This window comes from Staphylococcus sp. T93 (genome assembly GCF_016743875.1).
Classification (GTDB): domain Bacteria; phylum Bacillota; class Bacilli; order Staphylococcales; family Staphylococcaceae; genus Staphylococcus; species Staphylococcus aureus.
In genome coordinates this window covers 1,911,170-1,936,909 of sequence record NZ_CP068247.1, presented here as the reverse complement: position 1 = coordinate 1,936,909, position 25,740 = coordinate 1,911,170, and the positions used below count along the sequence as shown (strand labels likewise).

27 protein-coding genes and 2 pseudogenes are annotated in these 25,740 nt (G+C 33.2%); 24 read left to right on the top strand and 5 right to left on the bottom strand.

The window, feature by feature from the left end; translation table 11 throughout:
• The 4 genes and pseudogenes from JG553_RS09655 (at position 1) to JG553_RS09635 (ending at position 2,370) form a co-directional block, all read left to right on the top strand.
• A complete protein-coding gene (locus JG553_RS09655) occupies positions 1-288 on the top strand; it encodes a hypothetical protein (RefSeq protein ID WP_000521958.1) in 288 nt (95 codons plus the stop codon).
• Between the two features lie 316 nt (positions 289-604).
• Positions 605-712 (top strand): annotated as a pseudogene (locus JG553_RS09650) (Csa1 family protein); the annotation flags it as partial.
• A gap of 111 nt (positions 713-823) precedes the next feature.
• The gene (locus tag JG553_RS09645) at positions 824-1,618 is read left to right on the top strand and encodes a tandem-type lipoprotein (protein ID WP_000581889.1); all 795 of its coding nucleotides are present in this window, start codon (positions 824-826) and stop codon (positions 1,616-1,618) included.
• 560 nt (positions 1,619-2,178) lie between these two features.
• Positions 2,179-2,370 carry a hypothetical protein gene (locus JG553_RS09635; RefSeq protein ID WP_001224379.1) on the top strand — a complete coding sequence of 64 codons (192 nt, stop codon included), beginning with the start codon at positions 2,179-2,181 and terminating at the stop codon, positions 2,368-2,370.
• 138 nt (positions 2,371-2,508) lie between these two features.
• Here the strand turns inward: JG553_RS09635 and JG553_RS09630 are convergent, their stop codons facing one another.
• On the bottom strand, positions 2,509-2,694 hold the full coding sequence (locus JG553_RS09630; protein WP_001791851.1) for a hypothetical protein: 186 nt from the start codon (positions 2,692-2,694) through the stop codon (positions 2,509-2,511).
• Positions 2,630-2,911: a single-stranded DNA-binding protein gene (locus tag JG553_RS09625; RefSeq protein WP_000220938.1), complete on the bottom strand. Its 282-nt coding sequence runs from the start codon at positions 2,909-2,911 to the stop codon at positions 2,630-2,632. The genes JG553_RS09630 and JG553_RS09625 overlap by 65 nt, the downstream gene beginning before the upstream one ends.
• A gap of 288 nt (positions 2,912-3,199) precedes the next feature.
• Here JG553_RS09625 and JG553_RS09620 point away from each other — a divergent pair, with 288 nt between their 5' ends.
• The 5 genes from JG553_RS09620 (at position 3,200) to JG553_RS09600 (ending at position 6,565) form a co-directional block, all read left to right on the top strand.
• Complete coding sequence (locus JG553_RS09620; RefSeq protein WP_000217466.1) at positions 3,200-3,895, top strand: SDR family oxidoreductase; 696 nt, start codon at positions 3,200-3,202, stop codon at positions 3,893-3,895.
• Positions 3,896-4,145: 250 nt separating this feature from the next.
• Positions 4,146-4,568, top strand: a complete 423-nt coding sequence (locus JG553_RS09615; protein WP_001034756.1) for a DUF1433 domain-containing protein — start codon at positions 4,146-4,148, stop codon at positions 4,566-4,568.
• A gap of 266 nt (positions 4,569-4,834) precedes the next feature.
• Positions 4,835-5,254 carry a DUF1433 domain-containing protein gene (locus JG553_RS09610; protein WP_000038231.1) on the top strand — a complete coding sequence of 140 codons (420 nt, stop codon included), beginning with the start codon at positions 4,835-4,837 and terminating at the stop codon, positions 5,252-5,254.
• Between the two features lie 17 nt (positions 5,255-5,271).
• Positions 5,272-5,691 (top strand): DUF1433 domain-containing protein, encoded by a 420-nt coding sequence (locus JG553_RS09605; RefSeq protein ID WP_000037508.1) that lies wholly within the window; start codon positions 5,272-5,274, stop codon positions 5,689-5,691.
• 451 nt (positions 5,692-6,142) lie between these two features.
• Positions 6,143-6,565 (top strand): carboxymuconolactone decarboxylase family protein, encoded by a 423-nt coding sequence (locus JG553_RS09600; RefSeq protein ID WP_001146763.1) that lies wholly within the window; start codon positions 6,143-6,145, stop codon positions 6,563-6,565.
• 111 nt (positions 6,566-6,676) lie between these two features.
• Here the strand turns inward: JG553_RS09600 and JG553_RS09595 are convergent, their stop codons facing one another.
• Positions 6,677-8,215 (bottom strand): AbgT family transporter, encoded by a 1,539-nt coding sequence (locus tag JG553_RS09595; protein WP_000202037.1) that lies wholly within the window; start codon positions 8,213-8,215, stop codon positions 6,677-6,679.
• Positions 8,216-8,447: 232 nt separating this feature from the next.
• On the opposite strand from JG553_RS09595, the pseudogene JG553_RS09590 reads away from it, so the two are divergent.
• The 11 genes and pseudogenes from JG553_RS09590 (at position 8,448) to cntE (ending at position 20,019) form a co-directional block, all read left to right on the top strand.
• Positions 8,448-9,266: pseudogene (locus JG553_RS09590) on the top strand (SDR family oxidoreductase).
• A gap of 262 nt (positions 9,267-9,528) precedes the next feature.
• Positions 9,529-9,894, top strand: a complete 366-nt coding sequence (locus JG553_RS09585; protein WP_000910581.1) for a hypothetical protein — start codon at positions 9,529-9,531, stop codon at positions 9,892-9,894.
• Positions 9,895-10,760: 866 nt separating this feature from the next.
• Entirely contained in the window at positions 10,761-11,582 is an 822-nt protein-coding gene (gene cntK, locus JG553_RS09580; protein ID WP_001081682.1) for a histidine racemase CntK, read from the top strand.
• Between the two features lie 10 nt (positions 11,583-11,592).
• The gene (gene cntL, locus JG553_RS09575; RefSeq protein WP_001058843.1) at positions 11,593-12,411 is read left to right on the top strand and encodes a D-histidine (S)-2-aminobutanoyltransferase CntL; all 819 of its coding nucleotides are present in this window, start codon (positions 11,593-11,595) and stop codon (positions 12,409-12,411) included.
• Positions 12,404-13,705, top strand: coding sequence for a staphylopine dehydrogenase CntM (gene cntM / locus JG553_RS09570; protein WP_000040580.1), 1,302 nt, complete (start codon positions 12,404-12,406; stop codon positions 13,703-13,705). The genes cntL and cntM overlap by 8 nt, the downstream gene beginning before the upstream one ends.
• Before the next feature lie 142 nt (positions 13,706-13,847).
• Positions 13,848-15,446: a staphylopine-dependent metal ABC transporter substrate-binding lipoprotein CntA gene (cntA, locus tag JG553_RS09565; protein WP_001229079.1), complete on the top strand. Its 1,599-nt coding sequence runs from the start codon at positions 13,848-13,850 to the stop codon at positions 15,444-15,446.
• Between the two features lie 12 nt (positions 15,447-15,458).
• On the top strand, positions 15,459-16,394 hold the full coding sequence (opp1B, locus tag JG553_RS09560) for a nickel/cobalt ABC transporter permease (RefSeq protein WP_000472235.1): 936 nt from the start codon (positions 15,459-15,461) through the stop codon (positions 16,392-16,394).
• On the top strand, positions 16,391-17,260 hold the full coding sequence (gene cntC / locus JG553_RS09555; RefSeq protein WP_000584765.1) for a staphylopine uptake ABC transporter permease subunit CntC: 870 nt from the start codon (positions 16,391-16,393) through the stop codon (positions 17,258-17,260). Before opp1B ends, cntC begins: the two co-directional genes overlap by 4 nt.
• Positions 17,257-18,072, top strand: coding sequence for a staphylopine uptake ABC transporter ATP-binding protein CntD (gene cntD, locus JG553_RS09550; RefSeq protein WP_000173869.1), 816 nt, complete (start codon positions 17,257-17,259; stop codon positions 18,070-18,072). Before cntC ends, cntD begins: the two co-directional genes overlap by 4 nt.
• Entirely contained in the window at positions 18,065-18,814 is a 750-nt protein-coding gene (locus JG553_RS09545) for an ABC transporter ATP-binding protein (protein WP_000590517.1), read from the top strand. The genes cntD and JG553_RS09545 overlap by 8 nt, the downstream gene beginning before the upstream one ends.
• Before the next feature lie 11 nt (positions 18,815-18,825).
• Positions 18,826-20,019: a staphylopine family metallophore export MFS transporter CntE gene (gene cntE, locus JG553_RS09540; protein WP_000675401.1), complete on the top strand. Its 1,194-nt coding sequence runs from the start codon at positions 18,826-18,828 to the stop codon at positions 20,017-20,019.
• Between the two features lie 223 nt (positions 20,020-20,242).
• Here the strand turns inward: cntE and lnsB are convergent, their stop codons facing one another.
• Positions 20,243-20,992 (bottom strand): CPBP family lipoprotein N-acylation protein LnsB, encoded by a 750-nt coding sequence (gene lnsB, locus JG553_RS09535; protein ID WP_000072443.1) that lies wholly within the window; start codon positions 20,990-20,992, stop codon positions 20,243-20,245.
• 194 nt (positions 20,993-21,186) lie between these two features.
• Between lnsB and JG553_RS09530 the strand changes: the two genes are divergently transcribed.
• Complete coding sequence (locus JG553_RS09530; protein ID WP_000143503.1) at positions 21,187-22,764, top strand: FMN-binding glutamate synthase family protein; 1,578 nt, start codon at positions 21,187-21,189, stop codon at positions 22,762-22,764.
• 167 nt (positions 22,765-22,931) lie between these two features.
• Here JG553_RS09530 and JG553_RS09525 read toward each other — a convergent pair whose 3' ends face one another.
• Positions 22,932-23,387: a YehR family lipoprotein gene (locus JG553_RS09525; protein ID WP_000732082.1), complete on the bottom strand. Its 456-nt coding sequence runs from the start codon at positions 23,385-23,387 to the stop codon at positions 22,932-22,934.
• A 358-nt stretch (positions 23,388-23,745) separates the two neighbouring features.
• On the opposite strand from JG553_RS09525, the gene JG553_RS09520 reads away from it, so the two are divergent.
• The 3 genes from JG553_RS09520 to JG553_RS09510 all read left to right on the top strand — a co-directional run bounded on the left by JG553_RS09520 (position 23,746) and on the right by JG553_RS09510 (position 25,700).
• Entirely contained in the window at positions 23,746-24,003 is a 258-nt protein-coding gene (locus tag JG553_RS09520; protein WP_000587616.1) for a type II toxin-antitoxin system Phd/YefM family antitoxin, read from the top strand.
• Complete coding sequence (locus tag JG553_RS09515; protein ID WP_000074048.1) at positions 24,003-24,269, top strand: Txe/YoeB family addiction module toxin; 267 nt, start codon at positions 24,003-24,005, stop codon at positions 24,267-24,269. The genes JG553_RS09520 and JG553_RS09515 overlap by 1 nt, the downstream gene beginning before the upstream one ends.
• Before the next feature lie 354 nt (positions 24,270-24,623).
• Positions 24,624-25,700: a M42 family metallopeptidase gene (locus tag JG553_RS09510; protein ID WP_001076671.1), complete on the top strand. Its 1,077-nt coding sequence runs from the start codon at positions 24,624-24,626 to the stop codon at positions 25,698-25,700.
• Positions 25,701-25,740: the final 40 nt, after the last annotated feature.

Below are 25,740 nucleotides of genomic sequence, written 5' to 3'. Positions count from 1 at the left end.
GTGGGACTTGATTTTAGTGGTTTACCAGATTTAGCAGTATTGGAACAAATGAAGGAAAAAGAACAGATTAGTGAGGTTATTGCGCCTGAACATGTTCGTATGCATCATGATCATCAAAATAAGCTGAAAAGTGATGAGAAAATATTACTTGACCAAATGGTAAGTCATTTCAAAAAATTTGAAGATGATTTTAAAAATGCGGCACAAGGGGCTTGGGTGAAAAATGCCACAGACGAATTAAAAGATATTAGTAATGATTTAGAAAAAATTCAAGATATTAAAGTATAAAAAGGTATTAAGAAACACAATAAGTATATAATCCATTTAATAATAAATGAATTATATAGTTCATAATTTCGACTATAAGTGGCTATTAGCCATTATTTTTCGGGATCTATGTCAAATCGGACTAATGAATTCAATAATGGAAGTTAAGCAACCAATCTTTGTTTAACTTTTTTTTTATTTTTTGGAAAATAAAGTTTTGAACATAATAAAATTTGATTATGTTTTAACGAATTTTGATGTTTCTTGAACTATATATCATCTAGTCGTCATTTACAATTGGTAAATATGACTTCAAACTGTATGAAGGTGATGGCGATTAAAAGGCTCATCCGTAGGTTCTAAAGAACTAGAATTTAACTTTATAAGAAATAAAGAAGAAAATGTGTATTTTTCTGATAGTATTAATTTCAAACCTACTGAATAGGGTTAATAGAAGTTTGAAATAAAAATTTCATAAAGTGTTCAAAATAATTTTTCGCTTTAGTTGTAAATATTAAAAACTGAGTCAATATTAAAAATATAAGGTGGAGAAATGATGATTCATTCAAAGAAATTAACGCTCGGTATATGCTTGGTATTACTCATTATATTGATTGTAGGTTATGTCATTATGACAAAAACAAATGGTCGAAACGCCCAAATTAAAGACACATTTAATCAAACATTAAAATTATATCCAACCAAAAATCTCGATGATTTTTACGATAAAGAAGGCTTTCGAGATCAAGAATTTAAAAAGGGTGATAAAGGTACTTGGATAGTTAATTCTGAAATGGTAATCGAGCCAAAAGGTAAGGATATGGAAACGAGAGGAATGGTGCTCTATATCAATCGCAATACTAGAACCACAAAAGGGTATTATTTTATAAGTGAAATGACAGATGACAGTAACGGCAGACCAAAGGATGATGAAAAAAGGTATCCGGTAAAAATGGAACATAATAAAATCATACCAACGAAGCCACTACCGAATGACAAGTTAAAAAAAGAGATTGAAAACTTTAAGTTCTTTGTACAATATGGCAACTTTAAAGATATTAATGATTATAAAGATGGTGATATTTCATATAATCCTAATGTACCAAGTTATTCGGCAAAATATCAATTGAATAATGATGATTATAATGTCCAACAGTTAAGAAAAAGATATGATATTCCAACCAAACAAGCGCCGAAACTATTATTGAAAGGCGATGGAGATTTAAAAGGTTCATCCGTAGGTTCTAGAAGTCTTGAATTTACCTTTGTCGAAAATAAAGAAGAAAACATTTATTTTACAGATTCTGTACAATATACTCCAAGTGAGGATACAAGGTATGAGTCAAACTGAATATCAAATAAAACCTGGTAATATAACAAGTAACTCTGAAGAAACAAGTTCGATATCTAAAGTGAGCTGTGAAATATAGGTAGCCATTTCAAAAAATTTAAAGGTGAATTTGATAATGTAGCTCAAGGAGATTGGGTTAAAAAGGCGAAGAATGAACTGGATGATATTAGTAAGAAATTAAAAAATATTCAAAGAACGGAAGTTTAATAGCTTATATGATTCTTGGAGCTAAGACAGCATGCGTTCATTCATGCCATTATTAATATAAGCACCGCAACAAAAAAGCTTCTAATGTGATACAGGAACCTCATATTCCGTATCATGTTAGAAGCTTTTAATGTCTAAAGAACATCTACATTTTATCATATTTTCTGACTTATTAAACTTTTATATAATTAAATATTTCTTAATTTTCCAAAATAGTGATAAATTTGTGAAATACATCACAAATCCCTTTATTTATTTGGAAATTCATGTAATATTAGACTTGTAAGAAGTTAATAAATAGAGAGAGACGAGAGAGTTTATATAAATACTATATAAACATTGGAGTGATGATTATGAGAAAAGAGATTGAAGCGCTTATTTTCTCAGACGTAAGTAGCTATGATATTTACGTGAACACTGGTGTAAATCAAGGATTAATTGGTGACATCAAAGATGGTTACCTAACTATTGATTCTATGCCTTACATTGATGCTGAGCGTTTGTATCACTTTGCTATGGAACGTAAATCGTTAGTCACTAACTAGTTCTTATTGCCAATGATTACTACCCCTAGTCGGCGGCAATTGAAGTGTGATTGATGTAACTTGCCCTCGTTGGTGAGCAATTGAGGGCAGACCCCTTTAATTAAGTAAACCCTAACTCCCCACAAATCTGGAACGATACTAAAAGCCACGTCCTATATTGGATGTGGCTTTAGTCATACTTATATTATTTTTAAAACGATTACCTACAAGATTTACATATAAAATTCTATCATGTCTGCTATATATAAACGAAATGATATTAGAATCCTTCATTTTCAACTTGTTTAAAATTACGTTTAATGCCGTTATAAGAATATACAACATTATATAATTTTACTTGGGCGTCATGGACACTTGAGAAGGGCATTCTTACATCGTCCATATTTTTAACTTCGTGTCGAAATGCTTTTTCAGCTTTTTGTCTTTCTGCAAGAGACATACTTAGCCATTCTTCTTTGCTAAATAAATCTTCGAATCGAAAATCAAATGCGGTTCTTTTACTTTCTGCTCTTAATGCTAAAACACGCTCATGATATGTCACGTTTTATTCCTCCCTCTAATCATTCAATCGAATGATAAATCACAGTATTAACTTTATTACTAATATAATGTTTTTACAATAAAGAAGTGACGATTTTTCAACATTTTTAAAAATAAAAAATATAAGCAACGATTAATTGTATGTTTCGAATGGCTTGTAATGTAATTTATCTATGAAAATGAAGCGAGTTATTATGACCGTTATATGAATTGTGATACGCTTTTTAAAAGTAATATGTATTTATGATTTACCCTGAAAAAATAAAAAGAATCAAAGGAGTCGATCATTATGACAGTATTAACAGATAAAGTAGCAGTAGTTACAGGTGCAGGTAGTGGTATTGGAGAAGCAATTGCAACATTACTACATGAAGAAGGGGCAAAAGTTGTCTTAGCAGGTAGAAATAAAGAAAAATTACAAAACGTAGCGAATCAATTGTCACAAGATAGTGTGAAGGTAGTGCCAACAGATGTAACGAATAAAGAAGAAGTCGATGAATTGATAAAAATTGCACAACAAACATTCGGTGGTTTGGATATTGTTATCAATAGTGCGGGGCAAATGTTGTCGTCTAAGATTACTGATTATCAAGTAGATGAGTGGGATAGTATGATTGATGTGAATATCAAAGGCACTTTATATACGGCACAGGCTGCATTACCAACTATGTTAGAACAATCAAGTGGCCATCTTATTAACATTGCATCTATTTCTGGCTTTGAAGTAACGAAAAGTAGTACGATTTATAGTGCGACGAAAGCAGCAGTTCACACTATTACTCAAGGATTAGAAAAAGAGTTGGCAAAGACAGGCGTTAAAGTAACAAGCATTTCTCCAGGAATGGTAGATACAGCCATAACTGCCGCATACAATCCAACAGATCGTAAAAAACTTGAACCACAAGATATTGCAGAAGCAGTATTATATGCATTAACACAACCAAAGCACGTTAACGTGAATGAAATTACAGTGCGTCCTGTATAAAAAGGTGTTTGAGGTCTGGGGTATAGGCATTTAATGTAATAGCTATCGATTTTGTTAATGTTAGTAAGGCAATAATTACATGAGGGCATAATAGGCAATTATTCCTTGTACAATTCTCAGTAATTGCTGATTTTAACAATCAAGTTAATGAAGGCGACGATGTTAGTGTTATGGTTTATAATCTGTAATGTTCATAATTATAGATTATAAAAATTTTTTCATTTTCCACCACATTTTAGGAGTTACTTTAATGAACAAAAAACATGTTTTTATAATTATTGGTGTCATTTTATGTATATGTATAGTTGCATCAGTCATTTATTTAAAAGTGAAATATGACGAAAAAGAAAAACAAAAAGCAATATACTATAAAGAACAACAGGAGCGTATTACACTCTATCTTAAGCATAATACTAAAGAACCCAATACCATCAAAACTGTACATTTCACAAGTTTAAAAAGAGGACCTATGGGCGATGCAGTAATTGAAGGTTACATAAATGAAAATAAAGAAGATGATTTTGTTGCATATGGGTCTCCAGAACATAATTATCAATTTGGTGGAAGTTTAATCAAAAGTAAAAATTTAAGCACGTTATTAAAACCAGTACATCAAACCAAATCACCTGATGAGATAAAAAAGGAATTAGAGTCTAAAAAGAACGACCGCTAAAACTATGCGGCCGTTTTAATTTTGTTTTCAAGTTAATCATACTTACATATAAAAATGAAAAGTTGAATTTTTAGTACAATTTCCACTGTATTTATCTGTTAACCACTTTATACCCGCAATATTTCGTTGATCTTATATAAACACTTTTGGCTGCTTTTCCTTGACCTAGATTAAAATTATAGATTTTCTTTGTAAGAGTGTGTTTTGTAGTATCATAAATATGTAAACTGTATAAAATTCCACCACATTTTAGGAGCTGGTGATAGATGTCGAAAAAGAAAATTTTAATATTAACTAGTATTATGTTAATCATATTAATTAGTGTTGCAGGTATCTATTTAAAAGTGAAATATGACGAAAAAGAAAAACAAAAAGCAATATACTATAAAGAACAACAAGCGCGCATTACACTTTATCTCAAGCATAACACTAAAGAACCGAATACAATCAAATCTGTACATTTCACAAACTCGGAAACAAGTCCTATGGGAAGTGCTGTGATTGAAGGTTACATAAATGAAAACAAAAAAGATAATTTTACTGCTTATGCTACACCAGAACATAATTATCAATTTGGTGGTGCTATGATAGAAAGTGAAAAATTAAGCGAGTTACTAAAGCCAGCCAATCAGTTAAAATCACCAGATGATATAAAAAAAGAACTAAATAAAAAGAAGAGTCACTAAAGTTAGGAGTTACTTTAATGTCCAAAAAACATGTTTTTATAATTATTGGTGTCATATTGTGTATATGTACAGTTTCTACGGTCATGCATTTTAAAATGAAATATGATGAAAAAGAAAAACAAAAAGCGATTTACTACAAAGAACAACAAGAACGTATTACACTCTATCTTAAGCATAATACTAAAGAAACGAACACGATTAAATCTGTACATTTCACAAACTTGGAAACAAGTCCTATGGGAAGTGCTGTGATTGAAGGATACATCAATGAAAATAAAGAAGATGATTTTACTGCTTATGCATCGCCTGAACATAATTATCAATTTGGTGGCGCTATGATAAAAAGTGAAGGAGTAGATAAATTATTAAAACCAGCACATGAAAGAAAATCACCAGAAAAAATCAAAGAAGAATTAGATAAAAAAGAAGGCCACTAGGGTCTTCTTTATTTTTGATTTAATCTTCCAATAATCTATGTCATTGCTATCGAAGGTGTTTCGCAATTAATATAAATCACTTCATCATCACCAATACTTCCCCAGTTTTGTACAGTACATTAACACAAACGAACCACGTTAATTTAAATGGAATAATAGTTTGGCCATTATAAGAACAATATATATCGAATAACAATGTCGATGACGTGATTTATTGACATTATCAAATTTTCTCAAATGTGTGTGATTTTTTATAAAAAAGGGTAGAGCAAGGTATAATATCCTTTCAATCTGTTTTCATATTTTATATATTTTTTAAATATAAGTGCTAAATGTTTTAACTAAAGCATAGATTGACAAGATGTTATACAGAATTTCAAATTCTATCCAATATTGTTCGAAGTGTAGTATCACTGGATTGGTATTAAACAATGTAAAGGAGAGATTGCAAATGCCGTATAATTACAAGAAACAAAATGGAGAGTTAATGTCTGTAATGAGCCAAGGTGAAAAGTTTATTCATCAATCACCCGTTAATGATGAACTTAGTGCATTGATTAAGTTATTAATTTCTAAAATTAACGGTTGTCATTATTGTGTTGATATCCATAAAAAAGAATTAAAGGAATTGGGTGTAACACAAATGAAAATTGATGAAGTCTTGAGTTTTAGACATTTAGATTTATTTACTGATCAAGAAAAAGTGACGCTTGAATTTGCAGAAATGTTAAATTCAATCAAAGACTTTAAGAAGTTTGAAATTATTGACCGGCTAAAATCATTTTATGATGAAGAACAAATTATTGATCTTGTCTTTGTTGTAAACCAAATTAACGGTTGGAACAGATTAAATATTATTAGTGATAGACTATAATTGTTCATATAAATGCAGAGTTTCATCTCGAACGCTATATCATAACAAATCATGCCACTATACAGGTCAAATCTTGTATAGTGGCATTTTAATTTATCCCTTTGAATACTGTTATTTAACGAATATCGGTCCACCTGGTCCAACAGGGATACCTAATAGGAACCAAATGATGACAAATACTGTCCATACAATACTTAGCGCGATTGAATACGGCATTAAACTAGAAAGTAAGGCTCCGAGTTTCATGCGTTTATCGTATTTTTGTGCATAAGTTAATAATAAAGGTAAGTACGGCATCATCGGTGTAATTGGATTGGTAATTGAATCGCCTACACGGTAAATGACTTGTGTGAATGCGGGATGAAAGCCGATAAGGATTAACATTGGTACGAATATCGGTCCTAAAATACCCCATTTAGCCGATGCGCTTCCGATTAACATGTTGACCATTGCACTCAGTACAATAATACCTAGTATCAATACAATACCGTTTTGATGTTCTAATAATTTGGCACCTTTAACAGCAGCGATAATTCCTAAATTACTCCACTTTAAATACGCAAGTAGCTGTGCTGCAAAAAACACAATAACGATAAATGTTCCCATTGATCCTACAGCATCGCCGAACATTTTACCTAAGTCTTTTGTATTTTTAATTTCTTTGCTTAAAATCCCATAAACTAATCCAGGTACTAAAAATACGACAAGAATAATTAATCCGACACCGTTAATTAATGGCGCATCGTCTAGTAAGCTGCCTGTTTTAGCATTTCTTAAAAAGCTATGTTCAGGAATGGCTGTAATAATTAATAAAATAATTGTGACTATGAAACTGATATTTGCCCATTTTAAAGCATGTGCTTCTTTGTCAGTAATATGTGAAGATGTTTCTTCATGGTCATCATGCATTAAACTGTCATCATATTTTCCTAATCTAGGAATAATGAGCTTAGTTGTAACTAGCAATATCGTAGGAAGTAATACAACGACACTCGCTGCGATAAAGTACCAGTTCATAGCAACGTTTGTTTTAATAGAATCTGAAACGATACGTGTTGCCGGTTCTGTAAATGAATAGACCAAAGCATCTTGCATACCAACAACTATATTTGCTGCAAATCCTCCAACAGCGGAAGCATATGCCATCGTTAGTCCAGCGATAGGGTGATAGCCAATTTTAATAAAAAGCATTGCTGCAAGCGGCGGCAAGATAATTGTCGCAGCATCGCCGGCTGTACTACCTAAAATACCAATTAATATAATAGTCGGTAAAATTAAGAAACGTGGTGCGCGATTCACAACAGAAATCATTAACTTATCGAAGTATCCTGTTTTCTCTGCAACACCAATACCAATCATCACTGCTAGTACTAAGCCTAATGCTGGGAACTCTGAGAAATTTTTAATCGTATCATTCATTATCATCGTAAATCCATCATGGCTAATTATATTTTTAATATAAATGGTTTGATGCGTACCTGGATGCTTAACAGATACATTAAATAATGAGATAACCCATGTCATAATGGCTAAGCCCACACACATTAAAAAGAATAAGACGCTAGGATCTGGCAATTTATTTCCGATTTTTTCAACACTATTCAAGAAACGATTGACGATAGACCCCTTTTGTTGATGTTTTGATGTCATCAATTATTCCCCCCTTTGTTAAATATTTAAAGTGTAACAAAAAATACTCTCAAAAGTAACAATTTTCAGGAAATAAAAAAACTAATATTGTTAAATATTTTGAGTTATTCAATAGAAAGTGTATAGCAGAGTAGTTAAGACTGCCTGAAGACTTATCTATTAGGTTTATGAAGCATCGAACAGTGGAAAATAAGGACTGTAAGTTTAAGATATGTTGTATAGGAGTGACTGAATGAAACGTTTGGAAAATAAAGTAGCAGTCGTAACAGGAGCAAGTACAGGTATCGGTCAAGCTTCTGCAATCGCTTTAGCTCAATAAGGTGCGTATGTATTGGCGGTAGACATAGCTGAAGCGGTATCGGAGACTGTCGATAAAATTAAAAGTAATGGTGACAATGCGAAGGCGTATAATGTGGATAATGCAAGCGAACAACAAGTGGTAGACTTTGTGTCTGACATAAAGGAACAGTTTGGAAGAATCGATGTGTTGTTTAATAATGCCGGTGTGGATAATGCGGCTGATAGAATTCATGAGTATCCAATAGATGTGTATGACAAGATTATGAATGTAGATATGCGTGGGACATTTTTAATGACGAAAATGATGTTACCTTTAATGATGAATCAAGGTGGCTCTATTGTTAATACGTCTTCATTTTCCGGACAAGCAGCAGACTTGTATCGCTCTGGATATAATGCTGCGAAAGGTGCAGTGATTAATTTTACAAAATCAATCGCAATTGAGTATGGCCGTGATAGCATTCGAGCCAATGCGATTGCACCAGGTACAATTGAAACCCCGTTAGTAGATAAACTGACAGGTACGAGTGAGGATGATGCAGGTAAAACATTTAGAGAAAATCAAAAATGGATGACTCCGCTGGGACGTTTAGGTAAACCAGAAGAAGTTGCTAAATTAGTAGTCTTCTTAGCATCTGACGACAGTTCATTCATAACTGGAGAGACGATTCGAATTGATGGTGGTGTGATGGCTTACACATGGCCTGGCGAGATGTTAAGTGATGATTCGTGGAAGCGGACATTGGAATAATTATTTAAAATCGATATCCAGTGGAAAAGAATTTGGCATGAAGTAGGCAATGTATGCATATTGTCGCAATGAAAGACATTTAAAGCGGAGATTAATTAATCTTTGAAAATCACATATTGTTCATTTGAAGTGTATTGCTTAAAGCTTGTTTTAACGTATTGTAGGTCGTGCATCTAATTTATCAGAATCTCGAGTTCAAACTTTTGGAGTATCTTTAAAATAAGCTGTATTTTGTCTATTCTAATAAATTAAGGAGAATTTTATGTTAAAAGAAAAAGAAAGTTTTAGATTGCTATATCAAGCTATAAGAGAGATTGCAGATAAAATTGGAGATAATCAGTTAGAAACTAATTCCGTTAGTTTATTATTATTGGACTTTGATTTTGAACATGAAGTATTTGATGAATTGTATCTTGTGATTTTAAAATATTTAAATACAGTAAGTATAGAGAACATAAGTCATAGTGAGCTTTTGAATTTAATAGAAAATACGATTCCAGAAGATCGAGAGATTAACACGTTTGTAAAAAATAAAATAATAATTGGCTTTGCTAATAATTACTTCCCTGAATTACAAGTATTAGCAAACGAAATAAAATCTGATATGGCTAGTTCATTAAAACAATGATATTTTTATTTAAATTTTTAAAGCTTTGTACGAAATTGTACAAAGCTTTTTTGGTGCGTATTGTATGGGCAACAACTTGACGATGAAAATCCGTTACAGGATTGGTAATAGGAAATGTTAGCGAAAGACAAGGGTATCCATTGTAGATTAACAAAAGGACGTTTCCACAAGTGTGGGTTATTCTCACTAAAGCAATACGCAGAGACAACTTACGTAAAATTTTGAACTGACTAGAACGGAACTTCTACTCAATTATTGATAAAAATTTTCAAAAAGACTTGAATGTGCTGAGAATACGAAGTTTATGGAAGGATTATCAAAATATAAATGTGCATTCATTTACAACCTTTATTGACAATGATTCTCAACTAATATAGTATATAATCAAATCGTAATAGTTACGATTTGTTTTCTGCAACTTTTTTGAAGTTTTAGTTGAGGTGAAAACAATAAAAGCATCTAAGTGAATGTAGTTAACGGACAACTGCATTCGCTTGTAGAGCCACAAGAAGCAACTTTAAATAAGGTTTACGGTTGCATTTTGATACAACAACCGATTACTAAGTCATGCTTTCCACTTTGCGGGTTAGCATGACTTACCTAATAGATAGAGCTATTAGGTTCAGCTTCTAAAAAATTACAGTTTTAGAGGAATACAGTTGCTTGCTTCGCAACAACTGCATAAGAGCCATGGTTTTCGCTTTTGCGAATTAGCATGACTTACCTACTAGATAGAGCTATTAGGTTCATCTTCTAAAAAATTACAGGTTTAGAGGAATACAGTTGTTTGCTTCGCAACAACTGCATAAGAGCCTCTAGTAATTAAAATTACAGAGGCTCTAAAAATACATCTAAAGGAGTGTCGTATGAATCGGCAGGTTATAGAATTTTCTAAGTATAATCCTTCGGGGAATATGACGATACTTGTTCATTCAAAACATGATGCTAGTGAATATGCATCTATCGCCAATCAGTTGATGGCCGCAACACATGTATGCTGTGAACAGGTAGGCTTTATAGAATCAACACAAAATGATGATGGTAATGATTTTCACTTAGTTATGAGCGGTAATGAATTTTGCGGTAATGCGACGATGTCATATATACATCATTTGCAGGAAAGTCATTTGCTTAAAGACCAACAGTTTAAGGTGAAGGTGTCTGGCTGTTCGGATTTAGTGCAATGCGCAATTCATGATTGCCAATACTATGAAGTTCAAATGCCACAAGCCCATCGTGTTGTGCCAACAACAATTAATATGGGTAATCATTCATGGAAAGCAATAGAAATTATTTATGAAACATATGTACATTATGTGATTCCAGTTAAACAAGTAACAACAGAAATTCAACATTTGGTTGAAGCGTTTGTGCGTGAGCAACAATGGAGTCACAAATATAAAACAGTAGGTATGATGCTTTTTGATGAACAACGTCAATTTTTACAGCCATTAATCTATATACCAGAAATTCAAAGTTTAATTTGGGAAAATAGCTGTGGTTCTGGTACAGCATCAATTGGGGTTTTTAATAATTATCAACGTAATGACGCATGCAAAGATTTTACAGTACATCAGCCAGGGGGCAGTATTTTAGTGACATCAAAGCGATGTCATCAATTGGGATATCAAACTTCAATTAAAGGACAGGTTACAACTGTAGCTACAGGAAAAGCATATATAGAATAAGGAGCCTACAATGAATAACTTTAATAATGAAATCAAATTGATATTACAACAATATTTAGAAAAGTTTGAAGCGCATTACGAGCGTGTATTACAAGACGATCAATATATCGAAGCATTAGAAACATTGATGGATGACTATAGTGAATTTATTTTAAATCCTATTTATGAACAACAATTTAATGCTTGGCGTGACGTTGAAGAAAAAGCACAATTAATAAAATCACTGCAATATATTACAGCGCAGTGTGTTAAACAAGTGGAAGTCATTAGAGCGAGACGTCTATTAGACGGACAGGCGTCTACCACAGGTTACTTTGACAATATAGAACATTGTATTGATGAAGAGTTTGGACAATGTAGTATAGCTAGCAATGACAAATTATTGTTAGTTGGTTCAGGTGCATATCCAATGACGTTAATTCAAGTAGCAAAAGAAACAGGTGCTTCAGTTATCGGTATTGATATTGATCCACAAGCCGTTGACCTAGGGCGCAGAATCGTTAACGTCTTAGCACCAAATGAAGATATAACAATTACGGATCAAAAGGTATCTGAACTTAAAGATATCAAAGATGTGACGCATATCATATTCAGCTCGACAATTCCTTTAAAGTACAGCATTTTAGAAGAATTATATGATTTAACAAATGAAAATGTCGTAGTTGCAATGCGCTTTGGTGATGGCATCAAAGCAATATTTAATTATCCGTCACAAGAAACAGCGGAAGATAAGTGGCAATGTGTGAATAAACATATGAGACCACAGCAAATTTTTGATATAGCACTTTATAAAAAAGCAGCTATAAAGGTAGGTATTACGGATGTCTAAATTATTAATGATAGGCACTGGTCCGGTCGCAATCCAATTAGCGAATATTTGCTATTTAAAATCAGATTATGAGATTGATATGGTTGGACGTGCCTCAACATCAGAAAAATCAAAACGCTTATATCAAGCGTATAAAAAAGAGAAACAATTTGAAGTCAAAATACAAAACGAGGCGCATCAACATCTGGAAGGTAAGTTTGAAATTAATCGTTTGTATAAAGATGTTAAAAACGTTAAGGGTGAATACGAAACGGTTGTCATGGCATGCACAGCAGATGCTTATTATGACACACTACAGCAATTGTCGTTAGAAACTTTGCAAAGTGTCAAACATGTCATTTTAATATCACCGACATTTGGTTCGCAAATGATTGTCGAACAATTTATGTCTAAATTTAATAAAGATATCGAAGTGATTTCATTCTCAACTTATCTTGGCGATACACGTATTGTTGATAAAGAAGCGCCTAATCATGTGTTGACAACAGGTGTAAAAAAGAAATTGTACATGGGATCGACACATTCAAACTCAACAATGTGTCAACGAATCTCTGCTTTAGCTGAGCAATTGAAGATTCAATTAGAAGTCGTTGAATCGCCACTGCATGCTGAAACGCGAAACAGTTCGCTTTATGTGCACCCACCACTATTTATGAATGACTTTTCATTGAAAGCCATTTTCGAAGGAACAGATGTACCGGTTTATGTGTATAAGTTATTTCCTGAAGGACCGATAACGATGACACTAATCCGTGAAATGCGTTTAATGTGGAAGGAAATGATGGTTATTTTACAAGCATTTAGAGTGCCGTCAGTCAACCTGCTTCAATTTATGGTGAAGGAAAATTATCCAGTACGTCCTGAAACTTTGGATGAAGGTGATATTGAGCATTTCGAAATCTTGCCAGATATCTTACAAGAATATCTGCTTTATGTAAGATATACCGCAATCCTCATTGATCCATTTTCACAGCCAGACGAAAACGGACATTACTTTGATTTTTCAGCTGTACCATTTAAGCAAGTCTATAAAAATGAACAGGATGTTGTTCAAATTCCAAGAATGCCAAGTGAAGATTATTACAGAACGGCGATGATTCAGCATATTGGGAAAATGCTAGGTATCAAAACGCCAATGATTGATCAGTTCCTAACTCGCTATGAAGCAAGTTGCCAGGCGTACAAGGATATGCATCAAGATCAACACTTATCTTCTCAATTTAATACAAATCTATTTGAAGGAGATAAAGCACTCGTCACAAAATTTTTGGAAATCAATAGAACGCTTTCATAATAAGGGTTTGAAGTTTTATAATAGAAAAAAATTATTGAATTATGTTTGACATTTACATAAAAATAAGCAAATAATTGAGAAAAATAATCATTACGATTTGATTAAGTAATGCAACTTATCAATTTAGAAAGAGGAAAAGCAAATGAGAAAACTAACTAAAATGAGTGCAATGTTACTTGCATCAGGGCTAATTTTAACTGGTTGTGGCGGTAATAAAGGTTTAGAGGAGAAAAAAGAAAACAAGCAATTAACGTATACGACGGTTAAAGATATCGGTGATATGAATCCGCATGTTTACGGTGGATCAATGTCTGCTGAAAGTATGATATACGAGCCGCTTGTACGTAACACGAAAGATGGTATTAAGCCTTTACTAGCTAAAAAGTGGGATGTGTCTGAAGATGGGAAGACATACACGTTCCATTTGAGAGATGACGTTAAATTCCATGATGGTACGCCATTTGATGCTGACGCAGTTAAGAAAAATATTGACGCAGTTCAAGAAAACAAAAAATTGCATTCTTGGTTAAAGATTTCGACATTAATTGACAATGTTAAAGTTAAAGATAAGTACACGGTTGAATTGAATTTGAAAGAAGCATATCAACCTGCATTGGCTGAATTAGCGATGCCTCGTCCATATGTATTTGTGTCTCCAAAAGACTTTAAAAACGGTACAACAAAAGATGGCGTTAAAAAGTTCGATGGTACTGGTCCATTTAAATTAGGTGAACACAAAAAAGATGAGTCTGCAGACTTTAACAAAAATGATCAATACTGGGGCGAAAAGTCTAAACTTAACAAAGTACAAGCAAAAGTAATGCCTGCTGGTGAAACAGCATTCCTATCAATGAAAAAAGGTGAAACGAACTTTGCCTTCACAGATGATAGAGGTACAGATAGCTTAGACAAAGACTCTTTAAAACAATTGAAAGATACAGGTGACTATCAAGTTAAGCGTAGTCAACCTATGAATACGAAAATGTTAGTTGTCAATTCTGGTAAAAAAGATAACGCTGTGAGTGACAAAACAGTCAGACAAGCGATTGGTCATATGGTAAACAGAGATAAAATTGCCAAAGAAATTTTAGATGGTCAAGAAAAACCAGCAACTCAATTATTTGCGAAAAATGTAACAGACATTAATTTCGATATGCCAACACGTAAGTATGACCTTAAAAAAGCAGAATCATTATTAGATGAAGCTGGTTGGAAGAAAGGTAAAGACAGCGATGTTCGTCAAAAAGATGGTAAAAACCTTGAAATGGCAATGTACTATGACAAAGGTTCTTCAAGTCAAAAAGAACAAGCAGAATACTTACAAGCAGAATTTAAGAAAATGGGTATTAAGTTAAACATCAATGGCGAAACATCAGATAAAATTGCTGAACGTCGTACTTCTGGTGATTATGACTTAATGTTCAACCAAACTTGGGGATTATTGTACGATCCACAAAGTACTATTGCAGCATTTAAAGAGAAAAATGGTTATGAAAGTGCAACATCAGGCATTGAGAACAAAGATAAAATATACAACAGCATTGATGACGCATTTAAAATCCAAAACGGTAAAGAGCGTTCAGACGCTTATAAAAACATTTTGAAACAAATTGATGATGAAGGTATCTTTATCCCTATTTCACACGGTAGTATGACAGTTGTTGCACCAAAAGATTTAGAAAAAGTATCATTCACACAATCACAGTATGAATTACCATTCAATGAAATGCAGTATAAATAAAGGAGCAATTAGATGTTCAAATTTATCTTAAAACGTATTGCGCTCATGTTTCCATTGATGATTGTAGTAAGTTTTATGACATTTCTATTGACGTATATTACAAATGAAAATCCAGCTGTGACAATTTTACATGCACAAGGGACGCCAAATGTAACACCAGAGTTGATTGCAGAAACGAATGAGAAGTACGGTTTCAATGATCCATTATTAATTCAATATAAAAATTGGTTACTTGAAGCGATGCAATTTAATTTTGGTACAAGCTACATTACAGGTGACCCAGTTGCTGAACGTATTGGTCCAGCATTTATGAATACATTGAAATTAACAATAATTTCAAGTGTTATGGTGATGATTACATCAATTATTTTAGGTGTAGTTAGTGCATTAAAAAGAGGAAAGTTCACTGATCGTGCGATACGTTCAGTGGCTTTCTTTCTAACTGCATTACCATCATATTGGATAGCTTCAATACTTATTATTTACGTTTCAGTGAAGTTAAACATATTGCCGACTTCTGGATTAACAGGTCCAGAAAGTTACATATTGCCAGTGATCGTTATTACGATTGCCTATGCTGGTATTTACTTTAGAAATGTTAGACGCTCGATGGTGGAACAATTAAATGAAGATTATGTACTTTATTTAAGAGCAAGCGGTGTGAAATCTATCACATTAATGTTGCATGTGTTGCGTAATGCTTTACAAGTTGCGGTATCAATCTTTTGTATGTCTATACCAATGATAATGGGTGGACTAGTTGTTATCGAGTATATCTTTGCATGGCCTGGACTAGGTCAATTAAGTTTAAAAGCAATACTTGAACACGATTTTCCAGTCATTCAAGCATATGTATTAATTGTAGCGGTATTATTTATTGTATTTAATACATTAGCAGATATCATTAATGCGCTATTAAATCCAAGATTAAGGGAGGGCGCACGATGATAATTTTAAAACGATTATTACAAGATAAAGGTGCAGTAATTGCTTTAGGCATTATTGTATTATATGTCTTTTTAGGATTAGCAGCACCACTTGTGACATTTTATGATCCTAACCATATCGATACAGCAAACAAATTTGCTGGCATGAGTTTTCAACATCTACTAGGTACTGACCATTTAGGTAGAGATATTTTAACTAGGTTAATTTATGCGATTAGACCAAGTTTGTTATATGTCTTTGTTGCGCTATTTGTTTCTGTACTTATTGGATCTATTTTAGGATTCTTATCAGGATATTTCCAAGGGTTTGTTGACGCCTTAATCATGCGTGCGTGTGATGTTATGTTGGCATTCCCAAGTTATGTTGTAACGTTAGCATTAATTGCATTGTTTGGAATGGGTGCCGAAAATATTATCATGGCATTTATTTTGACGCGTTGGGCATGGTTCTGTCGTGTTATACGTACAAGTGTTATGCAGTACACTGCTTCTGACCATGTAAGATTTGCTAAAACAATCGGTATGAATGATATGAAAATTATTCACAAACATATTATGCCATTAACATTAGCAGATATTGCTATCATCTCTAGTAGCTCGATGTGTTCAATGATCTTGCAAATATCTGGCTTTTCATTTTTAGGATTAGGTGTCAAAGCGCCTACTGCAGAGTGGGGCATGATGCTTAACGAAGCTAGAAAAGTGATGTTTACACATCCTGAAATGATGTTTGCGCCAGGTATTGCCATAGTGATTATAGTGATGGCATTTAACTTCTTATCCGATGCTTTACAAATTGCTATTGATCCCCGCATCTCTTCTAAAGATAAACTTCGTTCTGTGAAAAAAGGAGTGGTGCAATCATGACATTGTTAACAGTTAAACATTTGACGATTACAGATACCTGGACAGATCAACCACTCGTGAGTGATGTGAATTTTACATTAACTAAGGGTGAAACTTTAGGCGTTATTGGAGAAAGTGGTAGTGGTAAATCAATCACTTGTAAATCGATTATTGGTTTGAATCCCGAACGACTCGGGGTGACAGGTGAAATTATCTTTGATGGTACATCAATGTTGTCATTATCTGAATCGCAATTGAAAAAGTACCGTGGTAAAGACATTGCGATGGTCATGCAACAAGGTAGTCGTGCCTTTGACCCATCAACTACTGTCGGTAAACAAATGTTTGAGACTATGAAAGTACATACGTCAATGTCTACACAAGAAATTGAAAAGACATTGATTGAATATATGGATTATTTAAGTTTGAAAGATCCTAAACGTATATTAAAATCATACCCTTACATGTTATCAGGAGGAATGTTACAGCGATTGATGATTGCTTTAGCGTTAGCTTTGAAACCAAAGTTAATCATTGCTGATGAGCCGACAACGGCTTTAGATACAATTACACAATATGATGTACTGGAAGCATTTATAGATATTAAAAAACACTTTGACTGTGCGATGATTTTCATTTCACATGATTTAACGGTTATTAACAAGATTGCAGACCGTGTTGTTGTGATGAAAAATGGTCAGCTTATTGAACAAGGGACACGTGAATCAGTCTTGCATCATCCAGAACATGTTTATACGAAGTATTTATTATCAACGAAGAAGAAGATTAATGATCATTTTAAACATGTGATGAGGGGTGATGTACATGATTAAAATTAAAGATGTTGAAAAGTCATATCAAAGCGCACATGTTTTTAAGCGTCGTCGAACACCTATCGTGAAAGGTGTGTCATTTGAGTGTCCAATCGGTGCGACGATTGCGATTATCGGAGAAAGTGGTAGCGGTAAATCGACGTTGAGTCGTATGATATTAGGTATTGAGAAACCGGATAAAGGTTGTGTAACCTTAAATGATCAACCGATGCATAAGAAGAAAGTGAGACGTCATCAAATTGGTGCTGTATTTCAAGATTATACGTCATCATTACATCCATTTCAGACTGTTAGAGAAATCTTATTTGAAGTGATGTGTCAATGTGATGGACAACCTAAAGAAGTTATGGAAGTCCAAGCAATTACATTGTTGGAAGAAGTCGGTCTATCTAAGGCATACATGGATAAATATCCTAATATGTTATCAGGTGGAGAGGCGCAACGTGTTGCGATTGCGCGTGCAATATGTATTAACCCTAAATATATTTTGTTTGATGAAGCCATTAGTTCACTCGACATGTCAATTCAAACACAAATATTAGATTTATTGATTCATTTACGTGAAACGCGTCAGTTGAGTTATATTTTTATCACACATGATATTCAAGCTGCCACGTATTTATGTGATCAATTAATTATTTTTAAAAACGGAAAAATAGAAGAACAAATTCCGACAAGCGCATTGCATAAAAGTGACAATGCTTATACAAGAGAATTAATAGAAAAACAACTATCATTCTAAGGAGTGAGATAATGAAAGGTGCAATGGCTTGGCCCTTTTTGAGATTATATATATTAACATTGATGTTCTTTAGTGCCAATGCAATCTTAAACGTGTTTATACCTTTACGAGGGCATGATTTAGGCGCAACGAATACGGTTATCGGTATCGTTATGGGGGCATACATGTTAACAGCAATGGTATTTCGACCATGGGCAGGACAAATTATTGCTCGTGTCGGTCCCATTAAAGTATTAAGAATTATTTTGATTATCAATGCCATAGCTTTAATTATTTATGGTTTTACTGGCTTAGAAGGTTATTTCGTAGCACGTGTTATGCAAGGTGTGTGTACGGCATTCTTTTCTATGTCTTTACAGCTAGGTATTATTGATGCATTACCAGAGGAACATCGTTCTGAAGGTGTATCATTGTACTCGCTATTTTCAACGATTCCAAACTTAATCGGACCATTAGTTGCCGTAGGTATTTGGAATGCAAATAATATTTCACTATTTGCAATTGTCATTATCTTTATCGCATTAACAACAACATTCTTTGGCTATCGCGTGACCTTTGCTGAACAGGAACCCGATACGTCAGATAAGATTGAAAAAATGCCGTTTAACGCTGTAACTGTTTTTGCGCAATTTTTCAAAAATAAAGAGTTGTTGAACAGTGGTATTATCATGATTGTTGCATCGATTGTATTTGGTGCAGTTAGTACATTTGTACCGTTATACACAGTGAGTTTAGGATTCGCGAATGCGGGAATCTTTTTGACAATACAGGCCATCGCAGTTGTTGCGGCAAGATTTTACTTAAGGAAATACATTCCGTCAGATGGTATGTGGCATCCTAAATATATGGTATCTGTACTATCATTATTAGTAATCGCGTCATTTGTAGTGGCATTTGGTCCGCAAGTAGGTGCAATTATTTTCTATGGTAGTGCGATATTAATAGGAATGACGCAAGCAATGGTGTACCCAACATTAACATCATACTTAAGCTTCGTCTTACCAAAAGTAGGTCGTAATATGTTGTTAGGTTTATTTATTGCCTGTGCAGACTTAGGTATATCGTTAGGTGGCGCATTGATGGGACCTATTTCCGATTTAGTAGGATTTAAATGGATGTATCTAATTTGTGGTATGTTAGTCATTGTAATAATGATTATGAGTTTCTTGAAAAAGCCAACACCACGTCCAGCGAGTAGTCTTTAATGAAGTGAATTAAAGCATATTAAGTTAATGAATATTTAAATTTTAAAAGGTATATTGAGCATGGCGATTCATGTGTTTCATGCTAGGACATGAAACATTCTATATGGCTCGTTTTTAGAACGACAGTATATCTAAATAAAGCACGCTTAAAAGTGAGTTTTGATACTGACTTTTAAGTGTGCTTTTTGATGTGTATGGATAATGGATAATACTCTGAAAAATTTTACATGAAAATATGCAAAACGAGTATAACTGCTAATTGATAGAAATAGCTCACCATAAAATTACGGTATGATTTTAAATATAAGTAAGTCGCACTACCTGCTAGTATCAATGCTGGAATGAATTCCCACCATGTATTAATGTATGGATAGTAGAACAGAGTTTCAAGGATAATGGACAATACTATTGTAATCTTTAAAGGTATTAATCTGCTTAATTCTTGAATTAAAATATGACGGAAAATAAGTTGACAAATCAAAGTATTTAATATAATGGTTAACGAAAATATAGCTATTAAACTGATGGAACCATACCCTTTAATGAGCGGGTAAATGTCAAAGACAGTAAAGGAATCTACATTTAGTGCGAAAATATTGAAATGATTTAAAAGTAAAAAGAGTACGACACTTAGTGTAAATGATATAAGAATATGCCATTTATATTTAGCACTAGCAACGATTTGCGAACGTATCATTGGAATAAACGCATCTTCATGCATCAGACGAAAAATAGCTAGTGAAATAATAACTGCGAGTAAATAGCTAATGTTCATTGAAATAGGAAAAGAGAAACCCCACGGAGCTTGTTGAGTGAATACAGCTACTAACCCAAAAGTTAAAAAGACGATAATGATCGGCAAGATGTTAACCAAAAATATGTAAAGGAAAATAAATCCAATATCACGTTTGAAAAAACGCGATTGTTCGGTAGCGTATTCTTCTTCTATGTAATGTTTATTTGTATTTGACATAGTATACCTCTTAAATAGTTGTATTATATAGATACTTTAGCACATATTACTTTGTATTGTATGTTTTATACATTAAAATTTAAAATGAAAAACATATCATAAAATTGTTTTATAAAATGAAGCGCTTCCATTGTGTTTTGTTTTGTAAGGTGTATCATAAATATTGAATTGAAATTTTGGGGGGAGGTATTGTAATGACGTTTCTTACAGTCATGCAATTTATAGTTAACATTATCGTTGTAGGATTCATGCTTACGGTTATTGTTATCGGGCTTATTTGGTTAATTAAAGATAAAAGACAATCACAACATAGTGTATTAAGGAATTATCCTTTACTAGCACGTATTAGATATATTTCAGAAAAAATGGGACCGGAATTACGTCAGTATTTATTTTCTGGGGATAATGAAGGGAAACCTTTTTCACGTAATGATTATAAAAATATCGTTTTGGCTGGAAAATATAACTCTCGTATGACCAGCTTCGGTACTACTAAAGATTATCAAGACGGCTTTTACATACAGAACACAATGTTTCCGATGCAACGTAATGAGATTTCAGTAGATAATACAACATTGTTATCAACATTCATTTATAAAATCGCGAATGAGCGTTTATTTAGTCGTGAAGAATATCGTGTGCCGACAAAGATTGATCCGTATTACTTAAGTGATGACCATGCAATAAAATTAGGTGAACATTTAAAACATCCATTTATTTTAAAACGTATCGTAGGACAATCTGGTATGAGTTATGGCGCTTTAGGAAAAAATGCCATTACAGCTTTATCTAAAGGTCTAGCTAAAGCGGGCACTTGGATGAATACAGGTGAAGGTGGCTTATCAGAATATCATTTAAAAGGTAATGGGGATATCATTTTCCAAATTGGTCCCGGTTTATTTGGTGTTCGTGATAAAGAAGGTAATTTTAGTGAAGGTTTATTTAAAGAGGTTGCACAGTTATCTAACGTACGCGCATTTGAGCTGAAGTTGGCACAAGGTGCTAAGACTCGTGGTGGTCATATGGAAGCTGAAAAGGTAAACGAAGAAATTGCTAAAATCCGAAATGTTGAACCTTATAAAACAATCAATTCACCTAACCGTTACGAATTTATTCATAATGCTGAAGATTTGATTCGTTTCGTCGATCAGTTGCAGCAATTAGGTCAAAAACCAGTAGGATTCAAAATTGTAGTAAGCAAAGTTTCAGAAATTGAAACACTTGTACGTACGATGGTGGAACTAGATAAGTATCCAAGCTTTATTACGATTGATGGTGGTGAAGGTGGTACTGGTGCAACATTCCAAGAATTACAAGATGGTGTTGGCTTACCGCTATTTACAGCTCTACCTATTGTGTCTGGCATGTTAGAAAAATATGGTATTCGAGATAAAGTGAAATTGGCGGCATCTGGTAAGTTAGTGACACCAGATAAAATTGCGATTGCACTAGGTTTAGGTGCAGATTTTGTAAATATCGCACGTGGGATGATGATTAGTGTCGGTTGTATAATGAGTCAACAATGTCACATGAATACGTGTCCTGTAGGTGTTGCAACGACAGATGCGAAGAAAGAAAAAGCATTGATTGTTGGAGAAAAGCAATATCGTGTCACAAACTATGTAACAAGTTTGCATGAAGGCTTATTCAATATTGCAGCAGCTGTTGGCGTATCCAGTCCTACAGAAATTACTGCTGATCATATTGTATATCGAAAAGTCGATGGTGAGTTACAAACGATACATGATTATAAATTAAAACTCATTAGTTAACTTAATTATTTCGGGAAATTGAAAGCAGCGGATTTTAGCGTTACTGCAAATAATTTTATATTAGTAGTGGATGCTGGTCACACAAGAACTTCAAATATTAAAGCCCTCAGAATATGAATTAAGGTTTGTAACCTTAGTCTTATCTGAGGGCATTTTTAAGTTATAAACTATTTGTCGTCCATTTTATCTTTTTCTTTTAAACCTCTGTGCTTTAATTGCTTTTCAAGTTTTTCAAAACTAATATCTTTATTTTCTTTAGTCGAAACACCAAGACGTTTATTTAATTTTTTCATGTCAACTTCTGTGTAATCTATGTCTAAGTGTTCAATTGCTTTTTTATCTTTATAGTCTACTTTGTATTTTACGCCTTTAAGGTCTTTGAAAATACTTTCAGATTTGGCGAATAACTTTTTGGCTTCGTCTTTATCCATACCTAGATCGTCATATTTAATTGTGTTGATTGTAGACTGTTTTAAAACTTTATCATCTTTATATGTGATAGAAGTTAGTACATGTTTACCACTAACATCACCTTCATATGTTTTGGTTTGTTCTTTACCACAAGCTGATAATGCAATGATACAAACTAATGCTACTACAATTAATGAACATAATTTTTTCAAAGTCAGTCGCCTTCTTTCGATATTTGTATTATAAAGAAATTATAACATTTACTAAAAAATGATGTTATTCAAAAATTTAAATTTTGTCATTTTTTTTGAAGATATGAGTTTTTTTAAGCGGATTCCTCACAAAATTTTAAAAATATTTAAGCCTGAAAATGATAAAGCGGTAGGGAACGTAGTGTGTTCCACTGCTGATTTCTTTTTGAGCATTATAGGCGGTATGTTGGAAGAAAAGAACAAAAGTTTGTGAACGATAGCATATAGGTATTAAGAATACGATGAACTCGTTGGTAATATTGACGTACTCAAGTGCGTACGCTATAATTAGCGTAACAGAAAACAAAGGAGGGTTTATATGATTATCACTAGCCCTACAGAAGCGAGAAAAGATTTTTATCAATTACTAAAAAATGTTAATAATAATCACGAACCAATTTATATTAGTGGCAATAATGCCGAAAATAATGCTGTGATTATAGGTTTAGAAGATTGGAAAAGTATACAAGAGACAATATATCTTGAATCTACTGGTACAATGGACAAAGTAAGAGAAAGAGAAAAAGATAATAGTGGTACAACAAATATAGATGATATTGATTGGGATAATCTTTAATGAGCAATTACACGGTTAAGATTAAAAATTCAGCGAAATCAGATTTAAAGAAAATAAAACATTCTTATTTAAAGAAGTCATTTTTAGAAATTGTTGAGACTTTAAAAAATGATCCGTATAAAATAACACAATCTTTTGAAAAATTAGAGCCTAAATATTTAGAGCGATATTCAAGAAGAATTAACCATCAGCACAGGGTCGTCTATACCGTAGATGATCGAAATAAAGAAGTATTAATACTATCGGCATGGTCACATTATGATTAATGAATATTCAATATCTGAATAACTTTAATGATAAGTTAATTAAAGAAACTAGTATTTAAGTGTAGGGAAAATAGCGACGTTAATGCGTTGTTATCTCTACACTTTTTAATTTTATAATAGCGCAAGACTAAACAGATTGAAATTAGTAACAATAAAAGAATAACGTATTATAATAAGGAATTTTAAATTGTGACTTTTTCGGAATATTAAATTTTAGAAATATGAGGTTTTTAAGCGGATTCCTCACAAAATTTTAAAAATATTTAAGCCTGAAAATGATAAAGCGGTAGGGAACGTTTTTCTGAAAGTTAGTGATACAATAGTTTTAAGTTGAAATACAGGAGGATGAATAACATGAATCAGTCAGTCAAATTACTTAAACATTTAACAGATGTAAACGGCATTGCTGGTTATGAAATGCAAGTTAAAGAAGCAATGCGTAACTATATAGAGCCTGTCAGTGATCAAATTATTGAAGATAACTTGGGTGGCATTTTTGGAAAGAAAAATGCTGAGAATGGTCAATACTCAATTATGATTTCTGGTCATATGGATGAAGTTGGTTTTATGGTAACAAAGATTGATAAACATGGTTTTATTTCATTTACGCCAGTTGGTGGATGGTGGAATCAAGTCATGCTATCTCAAAAAGTAACGATTACAACAGATTCGGGCAAAGAAATTAGAGGTATCATCGGTTCTAAACCGCCACATGTCTTAACGCCTGAAGAACGTAAAAAGCCAATGGAAATCAAAAATATGTTTATAGATATTGGTGTTAGTAGCAAGGAAGAAGCTGAAGAAGCTGGCGTTGAAGTAGGCAATATGGTTACGCCATATAGTGAATTTGAAGTGCTTGCAAATGATAAATATTTAACTGCGAAAGCATTTGATAATCGCTATGGCTGTGCATTAGCTATTGAGGTATTAAAACGTTTAAAAGATGAAAATATTGGCATTAACTTATACAGTGGTGCCACAGTGCAAGAAGAAGTTGGTTTGCGTGGTGCGAAAGTGGCAGCGAATACGATTAAACCAGACTTGGCGATAGCTGTCGATGTAGGTATTGCTTATGATACCCCAGGTATGTCAGGTCAAACGAGCGATAGTAAACTAGGCGGTGGTCCAGTTGTCATTATGATGGATGCTACAAGTATTGCTCACCAAGGTTTGCGAAAGCATATTAAAGATGTAGCTAAGGAACATAACATCGAAGTACAATGGGATACGACACCAGGTGGAGGTACAGATGCGGGAAGTATTCATGTCGCAAATGAAGGTATTCCAACGATGACAATCGGTGTTACGCTGCGATACATGCATTCTAATGTTTCAGTGCTCAATGTAGATGATTATGAAAATTCTATCCGTCTTGTTACTGAAATTGTCCGTTCATTGAATGATGAAAGTTATAAAAATATCATGTGGTAATCAAATCCATAAATAATAAAGAATCCTTTTAATATGGTAG

Bases quoted from the DNA above. Each gene is read 5' to 3' on its own strand.
- cntD (WP_000173869.1), top strand. From the start codon at position 17,257: ATGACATTGTTAACAGTTAAACATTTGACGATTACAGATACCTGGACA.
- JG553_RS09515 (WP_000074048.1), top strand. From the start codon at position 24,003: ATGAGCAATTACACGGTTAAGATTAAAAATTCAGCGAAATCAGATTTA.
- lnsB (WP_000072443.1), bottom strand. From the start codon at position 20,992: ATGTCAAATACAAATAAACATTACATAGAAGAAGAATACGCTACCGAA.
- cntE (WP_000675401.1), top strand. From the start codon at position 18,826: ATGAAAGGTGCAATGGCTTGGCCCTTTTTGAGATTATATATATTAACA.
- JG553_RS09520 (WP_000587616.1), top strand. From the start codon at position 23,746: ATGATTATCACTAGCCCTACAGAAGCGAGAAAAGATTTTTATCAATTA.
- cntK (WP_001081682.1), top strand. From the start codon at position 10,761: ATGAATCGGCAGGTTATAGAATTTTCTAAGTATAATCCTTCGGGGAAT.
- cntA (WP_001229079.1), top strand. From the start codon at position 13,848: ATGAGAAAACTAACTAAAATGAGTGCAATGTTACTTGCATCAGGGCTA.
- opp1B (WP_000472235.1), top strand. From the start codon at position 15,459: ATGTTCAAATTTATCTTAAAACGTATTGCGCTCATGTTTCCATTGATG.
- JG553_RS09630 (WP_001791851.1), bottom strand. From the start codon at position 2,694: ATGTTGTATATTCTTATAACGGCATTAAACGTAATTTTAAACAAGTTG.
- JG553_RS09615 (WP_001034756.1), top strand. From the start codon at position 4,146: ATGAACAAAAAACATGTTTTTATAATTATTGGTGTCATTTTATGTATA.
- JG553_RS09510 (WP_001076671.1), top strand. From the start codon at position 24,624: ATGAATCAGTCAGTCAAATTACTTAAACATTTAACAGATGTAAACGGC.
- JG553_RS09530 (WP_000143503.1), top strand. From the start codon at position 21,187: ATGACGTTTCTTACAGTCATGCAATTTATAGTTAACATTATCGTTGTA.
- JG553_RS09595 (WP_000202037.1), bottom strand. From the start codon at position 8,215: ATGACATCAAAACATCAACAAAAGGGGTCTATCGTCAATCGTTTCTTG.
- JG553_RS09610 (WP_000038231.1), top strand. From the start codon at position 4,835: ATGTCGAAAAAGAAAATTTTAATATTAACTAGTATTATGTTAATCATA.
- JG553_RS09545 (WP_000590517.1), top strand. From the start codon at position 18,065: ATGATTAAAATTAAAGATGTTGAAAAGTCATATCAAAGCGCACATGTT.
- JG553_RS09605 (WP_000037508.1), top strand. From the start codon at position 5,272: ATGTCCAAAAAACATGTTTTTATAATTATTGGTGTCATATTGTGTATA.
- cntL (WP_001058843.1), top strand. From the start codon at position 11,593: ATGAATAACTTTAATAATGAAATCAAATTGATATTACAACAATATTTA.
- JG553_RS09635 (WP_001224379.1), top strand. From the start codon at position 2,179: ATGAGAAAAGAGATTGAAGCGCTTATTTTCTCAGACGTAAGTAGCTAT.
- cntM (WP_000040580.1), top strand. From the start codon at position 12,404: ATGTCTAAATTATTAATGATAGGCACTGGTCCGGTCGCAATCCAATTA.
- JG553_RS09620 (WP_000217466.1), top strand. From the start codon at position 3,200: ATGACAGTATTAACAGATAAAGTAGCAGTAGTTACAGGTGCAGGTAGT.
- JG553_RS09585 (WP_000910581.1), top strand. From the start codon at position 9,529: ATGTTAAAAGAAAAAGAAAGTTTTAGATTGCTATATCAAGCTATAAGA.
- JG553_RS09600 (WP_001146763.1), top strand. From the start codon at position 6,143: ATGCCGTATAATTACAAGAAACAAAATGGAGAGTTAATGTCTGTAATG.
- JG553_RS09645 (WP_000581889.1), top strand. From the start codon at position 824: ATGATTCATTCAAAGAAATTAACGCTCGGTATATGCTTGGTATTACTC.
- cntC (WP_000584765.1), top strand. From the start codon at position 16,391: ATGATAATTTTAAAACGATTATTACAAGATAAAGGTGCAGTAATTGCT.